The organism is Pantoea sp. (assembly GCF_039594315.1).
Taxonomy (GTDB): Bacteria; Pseudomonadota; Gammaproteobacteria; order Enterobacterales; family Enterobacteriaceae; genus Pantoea.
This window is the reverse complement of record NZ_JBCNNP010000018.1, coordinates 25,943-38,445: the sequence shown is the minus strand read 5'-3', so window position 1 is coordinate 38,445 and position 12,503 is coordinate 25,943. Positions and strand designations below refer to the sequence as shown.

The window sequence follows — 12,503 nt, the reverse complement described above, 5'->3', positions numbered from 1 at the left end:
AATGTAAAAATTCAATTAAGGATGTGTTTTGATGAAAATCAATCATCATGTTGAATTTAGGTTAAGGCTTGGTGAAAGGCTTTCGATGCGGGATTTGCGGGTTTAACCGTACAAATGTTGGGATTTAGCTATTAATTAGTGGGCAATTGACCAGGAATTATCGCGCCAGGTAATAATCGCTGAAATGAATCAATGAAAAAAAATCATACTTCCATACCAGAGAACTGTTCTCATTTATAACATCTTATTTACTTAATTGACTACGCCATGAACGATCTATTTCCGGGAAATGACAAGTGGCGCACAAAATTAAGCCAATAATACCCGAATGTAATCAATTGTTATTTCCGGCATAGCTCAGAACAAAGCGGCATTTTTTCCTGAGTATCAGCAGCGATACAGTCTGGATATCAATCATTCAGGATAAAAATAATGCGTTTACTCATTTTGTTAGCCGCCTTGTGGAGCAGCAGTTTCGTGGTGCACGCGGCGACGCCGAAAGATACTTTAGTCGTCGCCGTGCCGCTGGATGGCATTATCAGCTTCGATCCTGCCGAGAGTTTTGAAACCGTCAGCAACAGCGTACAGCGCAATATCTATCAGACGTTGGTAGAAGCGGATCGCAATTCGCCGCAGAAACTGGCGCCGCTGCTCGCCACCTCATGGCAAGCAGGCAGCACGCCACACAGTTTAGTCTTCACTCTCCAGCCCAACGCGCACTTCGCCAGCGGCAATCCGGTCACCGCGCAGGATGTAATTTTCTCGCTCACCCGTGCGGTGCAGCTCAACAAAGCGCCCTCTTTCATCCTCGCCGAATTTGGCTGGACCAAAGAGAACATTGCCAGCCAATTCAAGGTGCTAAATGACCATCAACTGGAGATTCAATGGCCAGCGCAGATTGGTCAAAATCTGGCGCTGCGCTTGCTGACTGCGCCAGTGGCTTCGGTAGTGGATAGCAAAACCGTGCAGCAGCATGTCGCGAATAACGATCTGGGCAACGGCTGGCTGCACACAAACTCAGCCGGTAGCGGCGCGTTCGTTATTCAGCAATATGTGCCGCAGCAGGCGCTGGTGTTGAGCGCCAATAAACAGGCTAGTCCGCAGCCCAAACTTCAGCGCATTCTGCTGAAAGGCGTGGCGGATGCTGGGGCACGTCGTTTGTTGATTCAGCAAGGCGATGTGGATGTGGCGTATCAGCTTGGCCCGGACCAGATTGATGCGTTGAAGAGCGACAAAAATCTGCGCATCGAAGCCTTCCCGTCCAGCCTGGTGTATTACCTTGGCTTCAATACCCAAGATAAAGCGCAACCGGCGTTGGGCAATCCAGCGCTGTGGCAAGCGGCACGCTGGTTGGTGGATTACCAAACCGTATCGCACGATTTGCTGAAAGGCCAATACCGCATTCATCAAAGCTTCCTGCCGCAAGGCTTTGACGGCGCGCTGGACGATCAGCCGTTCCACTATGATGTGGCCAAAGCCAAACAAATTCTCGCGCAAGGTGGCATTAAGCCAGGCACCAAATTTTCGCTGACGGTGATTAATCAGCCGCCCTACATTGATGTGGCGCAGGCGCTGCAAGCCAGTTTCGCCAAGGCGGATGTACAGATCGAGTTGCAACCAGTGGCGGAATCGGAGTTGTGGAGCAAAATGCGCGGCCGCGATTTCCAGTCGATCTTCATTTATTGGGGTGCGGATTATGTCGATCCCAATACCAACGCCAGCGCCTTTGCCTATAACGTGCCGGGCGGATCGAAAACGTTGGCGTGGCGCGTCGGCTGGGATATACCTGAATTAAGCGCCAAAACCCGCGCCGCCGCTGGTGAAAGCGATGCCGTGAAACGTCGCGCGCTGTATACCGAGTTGCAAAAGACGGTGCAGCAGAATTCGCCGTTTGTGGTCACGCTGCAAGGTGCGCAGCAGGTTGCAGTGCGCAATAACGTCAATCATGTGCAGCAAGGGATTGGTGTGAGTTTGCTGTTTTTTGATACGGTGCAAAAGTGATTTAGAGGGTGCGGGCTGCCCCTCATCCCAACCTTCTCCCACAAGTGGGAGAAGGGGCCGTCCGAGCGATAAATGTGAGATTCGCGCCACCTCACCCTTTTCGGCACAATCTTCATCCCACCTCGCGCGTCGCTTGCTATCCTTTCTGGCATAACCTATTGCCGGAGAGTGAAAAATCATGAGCACCCCGTTACTGATTGCCCAAACGCCCGACGTTCAATTGCACCTGCTCTCCAACATGGCCAACCGCCACGGTTTGATCACCGGCGCGACCGGCACCGGTAAAACCGTGACGCTGCAAAAGTTGGCGGAATCCTTCTCGGATATCGGCGTACCGGTGTTTATGGCGGATGTGAAAGGCGATCTCACCGGCGTTTCCGCCGCTGGCGAAGGTTCCGAAAAGCTGTTGGCGCGGCTGGCTAAAATCGGCGTCACCGATTGGCAGGCGCAAAAAAATCCGGTGATGGTGTGGGATATTTTTGGTCAGCAAGGCCATCCGGTGCGTGCCACGGTGTCCGATCTCGGTCCGCTGCTGCTAGCGCGCCTGCTCAACCTCAATGAAGTGCAATCCGGCGTGCTGCAAATCATCTTCCGCATCGCCGATGACCAAGGTTTGTTGCTGCTGGATTTCAAAGATCTGCGCGCCATGACGCAATACATCGGCGACAACGCTAAAGGTTTCCAGACGCAGTACGGCAATATCAACAGCGCGTCGGTTGGTGCGATTCAACGCGGTTTACTGGCGCTGGAGCAGCAAGGTGCCGAGCACTTCTTTGGCGAACCGATGCTGGATATTCGCGATTGGATGCGCTGCGACAGCAATGGTAAAGGTTTCATTAATATCCTGTCGGCGGAAAAGCTCTACCAAATGCCGAAACTCTACGCCACTAGCCTGCTGTGGCTGCTGGCTGAGCTGTATGAACACTTACCGGAAGCTGGCGATCTGGATAAGCCGAAGATGGTGTTCTTCTTCGATGAAGCGCATCTGCTGTTTACCGATGCGCCGCCGGTGTTGCTGGAAAAGGTGGAACAGGTGATTCGCCTGATTCGCTCCAAAGGCGTCGGCGTCTACTTTGTTACGCAGAATCCGTCCGATATTCCTGAAAACGTGCTCGGCCAGCTCGGTAATCGCGTGCAACACGCGCTGCGCGCTTTCACGCCGAAAGATCAAAAAGCGGTAAAAAGCGCGGCAGAAACTATGCGCGCTAATCCGGCGTTTGATACCGTCGAGGCGATTCAGGCGCTCGGAACTGGCGAAGCGCTGATATCGTTCCTTGATGAAAAAGGCAGTCCTTCAATGGTGCAACGGGCGATAGTGATCGCGCCCGGCTCGCGCATGGGACCGGTGACGCAAGATGAGCGCAATGGCCTAATCAACAACTCGCCGCTGTACGGTAAATACGACACCGAAGTGGATCGCGAATCGGCGTTTGAGATGCTGCAAAAAGGTGTGCAGGCCACCACGCAGCAAGCCAACGCGCCGGAAGCCAAAGGCAACAATGTCGAAGTCGATGACGGCATTCTTGGCGGGCTGAAGGATATTCTGTTTGGCACCACCGGCCCGCGCGGCGGCAAGCGCGACGGCGTGGTGCAGAGCGTGGCAAAAAGCGCGGCACGTCAGGTGACTAATCAAATTATTCGCGGTGTTTTAGGCAGTTTACTCGGCGGTCGTCGTCGTTAAATCCCATGGATTGATAGGGAGTTATGGATAAATTTCAACAACTCAAACGCAGTAAGCGTTTAGCGCTGTCGCTGCTGCTGATTGCGGCAGCGATTTTTGTCATCACTCTGTTTCTGCCACCCAACTTCTGGGTGCTCGGCGTCAAGGCAATTGCCGAAGCGGCGATGGTCGGAGCGCTCGCTGATTGGTTCGCGGTGGTAGCGCTGTTTCGCCGTGTGCCGGTGCCGTTTATCTCGCGTCACACCGCCATTATCCCGCGCAATAAAGATCGCATCGGCGAGAATTTGGGCCGCTTCGTGCAGGAGAAATTCCTCGATACCGATTCGCTGCTGGCGCTGATTCGCCGCCACGATCCGTCGCAAATGCTGGCGCAGTGGCTGAACACGCCGGGCAACGCCGATCGCATTGGCCGCCATTTGTTGCAGGTGATGCGCGGCTTTCTCGATCTCACCGACGATCAACGTATCCAGCGTTTCCTGCGCCGCGCGGTGCATCGCGCGCTGGATAAAGTCGATCTCACCCAATCCAGCGCGTTGTTGCTGGACAGCTTAACCAAAAACAATCGCCATCAGGAGTTGCTGGATGCGGCGGTGCAACAGTTGCTGCGTCTGCTGCACAAACCCGGCACGCGCGAGTTTATCGCCACGCAGATTGTGCGCTGGCTGAAGCGTGAACATCCGATCAAAGCCAAAATGCTGCCGACCGAATGGCTGGGCGAGCACAGCGCCGATTTAGTGGCAAACGCCGTAGATTCGATTCTCGATCAGGTGGCGCTGGATCAGGGACATGAGCTGCGTTTGGGCTTTGATCGCGCAGTGCATCGGCTGATTGATCGTCTGAAAAGCGATCCCGAAATGGCTGAACGTGCCGAAGTCATCAAGAACTGGCTTAAAGAAGATGAGTCGTTCAATCGCTATATTGGCGAACTGTGGCAGGACATGCGCAGTTGGTTGAAAGAGGATTTGAACAGCGAAGATTCACGCGTGCAGGAGCGCGTGCGGTTGGCGGCATTGTGGTTGGGTGAGACGCTGGCCGCCGATGAAGCGCTGCGTGCCTCAATGAATCAGCATCTGGAAGATGCCGCACGCAGCGTGGCGCCGGAGTTTGCAGCGTTCCTGACGCGTCATATCAGCGATACAGTGAAGAGCTGGGATGCGCGCGATATGTCGCAACAGATTGAATTGAATATTGGCCGCGATTTGCAGTTTATCCGCATCAACGGCACCTTGGTCGGCGGGACAATTGGGCTGATTTTGTATTTGCTTTCACAATTGCCAGGATTGATTCAACAATTGCATTAATTCACCACATTCTGCGATTTGTAGCGGCGCGATTTATCGCGCGACCTGATGTGGCACTTTGCCCATCCAGGCATTGCGCGATAAATCGCGCCGCTACGGAATTGTGCGATCTTTCTTTCCTGTACTTACTTTCATCTATTTTCACTTCACAGATCACAAAATCCACCACTCGCGATTACTTTCACATTTACTTTCATTTACTGTCACTTCGTCATTTAAATTGAAAGGAAGAGAAAATGAATCGCATCACCCAACAAATGGCGCGCATGATCGATCTCAGCGCCGTGCAGGCCACCAACACCGAAGCTGACATCCGTCAATGTGCTGAACTGGCGATCCGCTACAACATCATCGCCATCCACGTTTTGCCGTGCTGGACGCGCTTCCTCAGCACGCTGCTGCCAGAACAAGGTCGCGGTGAGATCATGATTGGTGGCCCGGTTGGCTTCCCAAGCGGCGGTCACGCCACCGACACCAAAGTGCAGGAAGTGCGTCAGCTGATTTGCGACGGCGCGCGTGAAGTCGACATGGTGGTGAACATCGGCAATGTGTTATCCGGCCGTTTTGATGAAGTGAAGCAGGATCTGCAACGCGTGGTAGAAGCCGCAGCGCCCATCGAAGCCAAAGTGATCCTCGAAACCCATTACCTCAATGAAGAGCAGATCCGCCGCGTATGCGACATCGCGGTTGAAGCGGGCATGAAGTGGATCAAAACCTCCACCGGCTGGGCACCGACCGGCGCGACCGAAGAGAAAGTGGCGATCATCGCCGATCAACTTAAAGGCCGCTTGCGCATTAAAGGATCGGGCGGCATCCGCGACCTCGACACCATCCGTACCTTGTATCGCCTGGGCGTGCGCCGCTTTGGCATGAGCGCCAGCGCTACCGAAAAAGTGCTGGCGCAACTGGAACAAGATCCGTCGCTGTTCCCGGAACTGGCACAGAACTAAGTAAAAAACGCTGCAACTCTCCGGCGTGATATGGAGTGAATAATGAAAAAATACCTTCTTACCCTCGACATTGGCACGGGCAGCACGCGTGCTGCTCTTGTTACTACCGACGGCGATATCGTCGGTTTTGCCCAACGTGAATATTCACAGACGAGCCCGCAGCCTGGCTGGGTGGAACAAGCCCCGTCGCTGTGGTGGAACTCTGTTTGCGACGGCATCCGGGAATTAACCACGCGCTTTGCCGCTGAGATGACACAAGTTGCCGCCGTTGCGGCCTGTGGACAGATGCACGGCACGGTGCTGCTGGACAGCGCAGGCAACCTGGTCGAAGACCGTGCCCTGCTGTGGAACGACAAGCGTGCCTGGTCGCAGGTTGCTGCCTTCCGCGAACAGGAAGATGCGCTATTCTGGCTTGAGCATCTCAATAATCCGCCCACGCCAGCGTGGCCCGCGTTCAAGCTGCAATGGATTCGTGAGCATCATCCTGACATCTGGACGCGTGTTGCTAGCGTGCTGATGCCGAAAGATTTCATCAATTTCCAACTCACCGGCGTGCGCGCCACCGATTACAGCGAAGCGTCCTGCTATTACCTGATGGACAGCGCCACGCGCCAATGGTCCAGCGCCGCACTTGATCGCTTCCAACTACGCGCCGATCTTTTACCTGCGATTCATGCCGCCAGCGACGTGATTGGCAGCATCAGCCCGCAAGCGGCGCGCGCAACCGGCCTGCAAATGGGCATTCCGGTTGTTGCAGGCACCGCCGATATGGCCGCCAGCCTGCTGGGTTCAGGCGTATACAAGCCAGGCCAGGCGTCCGACAGCACTGGCACCTCGACCTTAATTACCGTGGTGAGTGATGCGCCGTTGCTGCACACCCAGGTCAACAACCTGCATCTGAGCAATGACGCATGGGGCGGCTTTACTTTGCTCGATGCCGGTGGCGATGCGATGCGCTGGGCGCGTGAAGCCTTTGGTGGCGGACAACATTCGCATCCAGAGATGTTGCGCCTCGCCGCAGAGAAGAAACCGGGCGCAGAAGGTTTGCTGTTTTTGCCTTACCTCACCGGTGAGCGTTTGGCAGAGAAATGCAACTCGCGCGGTCAGCTGTTTGGCTTGCAGCGCCGTCACGAAGCCGGGCACCTGTATCGTGCGGTGCTGGAAGGTGTGGCGTTCGCCTCATGGCGCAATCTGCGTCAGCTCAGCGAGTGCTGCACCATGCCGGACACCATCATCGCTTCGGGCGGCGGCTCGCGCAGTGAACTGTGGCTGAGCATCAAAGCCTCGGTTTATAACCGACCGATGCTGCAAACCGCCAATCAGGAAAACGGCACGCTGGGCAGCGCCATTCTCGCCGCGACTGGCATCGGTCACTTCAGCGATCTCGGCCAGGGCGTAAAGCGCATGGTGCAGATTGCCAGCGAAATCCAGCCCGATGCGCGTCTGCACGATGCCTATCAACGTCAGTTCGAAATCTTCGACCAACTTTATCTACAGGCACAGCCGCTTTGGGATCGTCTCGATGCAGCATCCGCCTGTTTTGAGGAGCAGGGATCATGAGCGAAATAACCATTAAAAAGCAGGATGAAGTCGCCGGTGCACACGGCGAAACACTGGATCGCAGTGCTTATTTACCCGCCACGCCGTGGCTGCAACTGCTGATGGTGTGCTGCCTGTTTGCCCTGTGGGGCATGGCGGGCAACCTGAATGACATCCTGATCGCCCAGTTCAAAAAGGGCTTTAACCTCAGCGATACGCAAACCGCGCTGGTGCAGTCGATCTTTTTCCTCGGCTACTTCCTCGTTGCCTTGCCTGCTGCTGCGGTGATCAAACGTTATTCATACAAAGTGGCGATTATCATCGGCCTGTGTTTATACGCTGCGGGCTGCTTCCTGTTTATCCCGGCCGCGCACGTGATGACTTACGCGGCGTTTCTCGGTTGCTTAGGCGTGATCGCCAGCGGATTATCGTTCCTCGAAACTTCGGCGAACACCTATTCGAGCCTGCTTGGCACCGCGGAAACCTCAACCCAACGCATCAACTTCTCGCAGATTTTCAACTCGGTCGGCGTGATCATGGGTGTGGTGATTGGTCAGCAGCTGATCTTCAACAAAGACGATTTGACGCATGACCAACTGGCGGCGTTGCCAGTGGAAGTGGCGGATGGCATTCGCCAGCAAATGGTGTCGCAAGTGGTGACGCCGTACTTGATTATCGGTTCGATTCTGGTGGTGCTGGCGCTGGTGTTTGTCGCGGTGAAATTCCCGGCCTGTAAACCGGCGGCCAAAGACGACGCGCCAAAAGTGCCGTTGGGCCAATCGCTGAAAAAACTGTGGGCGATACCGCGTTTCCGCATGGGCGTGCTGTCGCAGTTCCTCTACGTTGGCGCACAAGTCGGTCTGTGGAGCTTCACTATTCGCTTTGTGCAGCTGATTGAACACGGCACCAGCGAGCACTCCGCCACATGGTGGTTGATCGCCACGCTGCTGTGCTATTCAGCCGGTAAAGTGGTGACCACCGCGCTGATGAAACGCTATAGCCCTGCGCTGCTGCTCGGTATTTTCTGCTCTATCTGTGTCGCGCTGTTGTTGTTTGCGGTGAGCGAGAAAAGTATGGCGGCGGTAGTCGCGATTATGGCGGTGAACTTCTGCATGGCGCTGTGCTGGCCAACCAACTTTGGTTTAACCATCAAAGGCATGGGCGCTGAAACCCAGTTGGCGGGTTCTATCGTGGTGATGTCAATTATCGGCGGCGCGGTGATTCCGTTGGTGATGGGCATTATGTCGGATATGAACGGCGGCGATATGCAGTTCGCCTTTGTTATCCCGCTGGTGTGCTTCATCTATGTCGCCTTCTTCGGTTTCTGGTGCCAGCGCAAAGGAGTGTAATGATGATTAAATCGTTAGCACACATCGGCTTACGCACGCAAAACATCGCCGCGTCACGCGACTTTTATCAGTCTTTGGGATTTGAGCCGCAGCGCCATCTGGAGATTGAAGAACCACGCGGAACTATTCTGGTGCAGTTTTTACAGCAGCAAGGCATCGTGCTGGAGCTGTATCAACTGCCGTGGCAAACCGATGCGCGCCTCGCTGAAGACAGCGGCATTGATCATCTGGCGTGGCAAGTGGACAATCTGGTTGCCTGCGAAAGTTGGGTGAACGCGCTGGGTTATCCGCTGGTTGAAGGCCCGTGCGATCATCCTGCGGGTAGCCGCTACTTTATGATTGCCGGTCCCGATGGCGAGCGCGTCGAGTTTCTGCAACCCCTTCCCCGCTAAGTGAATTATCCGGGCGGAGTTCACGCCGCCCGGAAGCTGCGCTAGAGTGTGGCAGTTTCCCCCCGTTCGAGGCCGATATGTATCTAGAGGAAAGACAAGAAAAAATCCTCGCCATCCTGAAAGAGAAACGCAAAATCTCGGTTGGCGAAATGAGTGAGCACTTCAACGTTTCGGGGGCCACCATTCGCACCGATCTGCGTTTGATGGAGGAGTCCGGCCAGCTCACGCGCACCCACGGCGGCGCGATTTTACGTACCCGCGCCAGCTTTGAGATCGGTTCTGAGCTGCGCCAAAGCCTCAATATTGATGCCAAAGCGCGTGTCGGCGAACGTGCCGCGCAGTTGGTGGAAGACGGCGACATCATCGTTTTAGATACCGGCACCACCACGCTGCACATCGCGCATCATCTGCGTGAACGTAAAAATCTCACCGTGATTACCAACGATTTCGCCATTGCGCGCGTATTGGAAGAAGCCAGCGGCATCCAGCTGGTGCTGCTTGGCGGCATGGTGAAAAAGGGCTATCACTGCGTGATTCCCGCTGCGGGCGGGCAAATGATGGATCATCTCAATGTCGATAAAGCCTTTATGGCGGTCAACGGCATTTCGCTTAAGCAAGGTGCCTGCGTCGCTGACATCATGCTGGCGGAAAGTAAACGCACGATTATCGAACACGCTAGCCAGGTGATTGTGGTGTGCGACAGCAGCAAGTTAGGCAACACCTCGCTGGCACAATTCGCACGTAGCGATCAGGTGGATATGTTGGTGATGGATGCGTTGCCGGAAGACGCAGAAGCCTGGCAGCAGGCGGGCATTGCGTTGGTGACGGTAGAAGATTGAATAATGGAGTGCGGAAATTGAAAAGGTCGCCATGAATGGCGACCATCAGAGATTAACGGCGTTTCAGCAGCAAGAACAAACTGATAGCGAAAAACGCGCCGCTTGGCAGAATCGCGCCCAGCACCGGCGGAATGCCGTAAACCAAACTCAGCGGGCCAAAGATCTGATCCAGCACGTAGAACAAGAAGCCAAAACTAATCCCCGTCACCACGCGCACGCCCATTGATACGCTACGCAGCGGACCAAAGATAAACGACAGCGCCATCAGCATCATCACCGCCACCGACAGCGGCTGGAAGATTTTGCTCCACATATTCAGCTGATAACGCCCGGAAACCTGGCCGCTCTGCTTGAGATATTTGCTGTAGTTATACAGACCGCTGATCGACAACGCATCCGGGTCCAGTGCCACCACGCCGAGCTTGTCTGGCGTGAGATTGGTTTTCCATTCTCCGCTCAGGCTCTGCGAACCGGTAATTTGCTTCGCGTCTTGCAGGTCAGACTCATCCACCTGCGACAGCGCCCACGACTTCTTATCCGCATTCCACGTGGCTGTCGCGGCGTAACGCACGCTCAACAAACGTCGCTGATCATTGAAGTTGTAGATGCTAACGCCATCAATTTCGTTGTCGCCTTTGATGCGCTCGATGTAGATGAAGCTGTTGCCGTCCTTCGCCCACAAACCGTTTTGCGTCGAGACCAGCGATCCGCCGTACAGCTGCTGCGCACGGTAGTTACGCGCCATTTGCTCACCTTGCGGCGCAACAAACTCGCCCACCGCCATGGTCAGCAGCACCAAAGGGATCGCGGTTTTCATCACCGCAAACGCCACCTGCATGCGGGTGAAACCCGAGGCTTGCATCACCACCAATTCACTGCGTTGCGCCAGCGTACCCAAACCGAGCAGCGCGCCCAACAATGCCGCCATCGGGAAGAAGATTTCGATATCTTTCGGCACGCTGAGCAGCGTGTAGTAACCCGCATCCAGTGCGGTATACGCACCCTGCCCGGTTTTACGTAGCTGATCGACGAATTTGATAATCCCCGATAGCGACACCAACATGAACAGCGTTAGCATGATGGTGTTGAAGATGGTTTTGCCGATATAGCGGTCAAGAACCTTAAACATCAGACCGATCCTCCACGGGTGAAACGCGCGCGAATGCGACGCATCGGCACCGTATCCCACAGGTTCAGCAGTACAGCCAGCGCCAGATAGGCGAAGTTCACCACCCACATCCAGATGGCGGGATCAAAGCGGCCTTTCGCTGCGTTGGAACGCAACGAACTCTGTAGTAAGAAGAAGATCAGATACAGCAACATCGCCGGCAACATCGATAGTACGCGACCCTGACGCGGATTCACCACGCTGAGCGGCACCACCATCAACGCCATCACCAACACCGCAAACACCAGCGTTAAGCGCCAATGCAACTCCGCCTGGAACTGCGGCGTTTTGTTTTGAATCAAGGTGCTGATATCGGCCTGATCGGCATCGTTTGGATCGAGCGTGGCTTCTTTGTAGCCCACCAGCGCCTGATAGTTAACGAAGTCGGTGATGCGGAAGTCACGCAGCATCGCGGTGCCTTCAAAGCGTGTGCCTTTATCCAGCGTCACCACTTGTGAGCCATCTTTGCGCTGCTCCATGTGACCGCTGTCGGCCAGCACCACCGAAGGACGTGCGTTGCCTTTCGGACGCAACTGCGCCAGGAACACGTGCCCGAAGGTGTTGCCTTTGACATTCTCAACAAACAACACGGCATTGCCGTCGCTGGAGGTTTGGAATTGGCCCGCCGCCAACGCGGCTGCGCCAGGGTTGGCTTTGGCATTTTGCGTTACTTCGTCTTGATAACGCGATGACCATGGCCCTAACCAAATGACGTTGATGGCTGCGACGGCTGAAGTCAGCAACATCAGGATCATCGCGGCTTTAATCAGCACGCTTTTACCCAAGCCGCAGGCATGCATCACCGTGATTTCACTTTCGGTGTACAGCCGCCCAAGGGTCATTAAAATCGCCAGAAACAGGCTTAGGGGCAGGATAAGTTGTGCCATTTCAGGCACGCCAAGTCCTAACAATGTCAGAACTAAGTTTGTTGGGATCTCGCCATCCACCGCAGCTCCCAATATCCGCACTAACTTCTGACAAAAGAAGATCAGTAGCAGGATGAAGAGGATAGCCAGCTGGCTTTTGAGCGTTTCCCGAACCAGATATCTAATGATGATCACGCTTAGTACGCCTGTGATAACTTGTCTTTTTGCAGGAAAATCGCTAGTTTCAACGCTTATCAGCCATTTTTCTTCATCAATGGCCGTCATCGTAGCTAAAATAGTATGACGAACGCGTTAGCGTGGTGAAAAAACAACATATTGTCACCACAACTCATTATGACTACCGGCGTTGAATTGTCATGGCGTCGCAACGAATTAATGGGTTACGAACGCGCTACA

10 protein-coding genes are annotated in these 12,503 nt (G+C 54.7%); 8 read left to right on the top strand and 2 right to left on the bottom strand.

The window, feature by feature from the left end; genetic code table 11:
• The first annotated feature begins 432 nt into the window (after positions 1–432).
• The 8 genes from ABDW13_RS12675 (at position 433) to ABDW13_RS12640 (ending at position 10,052) form a co-directional block, all read left to right on the top strand.
• Positions 433–2,001 (top strand): ABC transporter substrate-binding protein, encoded by a 1,569-nt coding sequence (locus tag ABDW13_RS12675; protein WP_343552905.1) that lies wholly within the window; start codon positions 433–435, stop codon positions 1,999–2,001.
• Positions 2,002–2,179: 178 nt separating this feature from the next.
• Entirely contained in the window at positions 2,180–3,682 is a 1,503-nt protein-coding gene (locus ABDW13_RS12670; RefSeq protein ID WP_343552904.1) for a helicase HerA-like C-terminal domain-containing protein, read from the top strand.
• Positions 3,683–3,705: 23 nt separating this feature from the next.
• Complete coding sequence (locus ABDW13_RS12665; protein ID WP_343552903.1) at positions 3,706–4,983, top strand: DUF445 domain-containing protein; 1,278 nt, start codon at positions 3,706–3,708, stop codon at positions 4,981–4,983.
• A gap of 236 nt (positions 4,984–5,219) precedes the next feature.
• The gene (deoC, locus tag ABDW13_RS12660) at positions 5,220–5,933 is read left to right on the top strand and encodes a deoxyribose-phosphate aldolase (RefSeq protein WP_343552902.1); all 714 of its coding nucleotides are present in this window, start codon (positions 5,220–5,222) and stop codon (positions 5,931–5,933) included.
• Between the two features lie 42 nt (positions 5,934–5,975).
• Entirely contained in the window at positions 5,976–7,493 is a 1,518-nt protein-coding gene (locus ABDW13_RS12655; RefSeq protein ID WP_343552901.1) for an FGGY family carbohydrate kinase, read from the top strand.
• Positions 7,490–8,821, top strand: a complete 1,332-nt coding sequence (fucP, locus tag ABDW13_RS12650) for an L-fucose:H+ symporter permease (protein WP_343552900.1) — start codon at positions 7,490–7,492, stop codon at positions 8,819–8,821. Before ABDW13_RS12655 ends, fucP begins: the two co-directional genes overlap by 4 nt.
• A gap of 2 nt (positions 8,822–8,823) precedes the next feature.
• Entirely contained in the window at positions 8,824–9,213 is a 390-nt protein-coding gene (locus ABDW13_RS12645) for a VOC family protein (protein WP_343552899.1), read from the top strand.
• 77 nt (positions 9,214–9,290) lie between these two features.
• Complete coding sequence (locus tag ABDW13_RS12640) at positions 9,291–10,052, top strand: DeoR/GlpR family DNA-binding transcription regulator (protein ID WP_343552898.1); 762 nt, start codon at positions 9,291–9,293, stop codon at positions 10,050–10,052.
• Positions 10,053–10,104: 52 nt separating this feature from the next.
• Here ABDW13_RS12640 and lptG read toward each other — a convergent pair whose 3' ends face one another.
• Positions 10,105–11,181 carry an LPS export ABC transporter permease LptG gene (gene lptG, locus ABDW13_RS12635; RefSeq protein WP_343552897.1) on the bottom strand — a complete coding sequence of 359 codons (1,077 nt, stop codon included), beginning with the start codon at positions 11,179–11,181 and terminating at the stop codon, positions 10,105–10,107.
• Positions 11,181–12,281, bottom strand: coding sequence for an LPS export ABC transporter permease LptF (lptF, locus tag ABDW13_RS12630; protein WP_343552896.1), 1,101 nt, complete (start codon positions 12,279–12,281; stop codon positions 11,181–11,183). The genes lptG and lptF overlap by 1 nt, the downstream gene beginning before the upstream one ends.
• Positions 12,282–12,503: the final 222 nt, after the last annotated feature.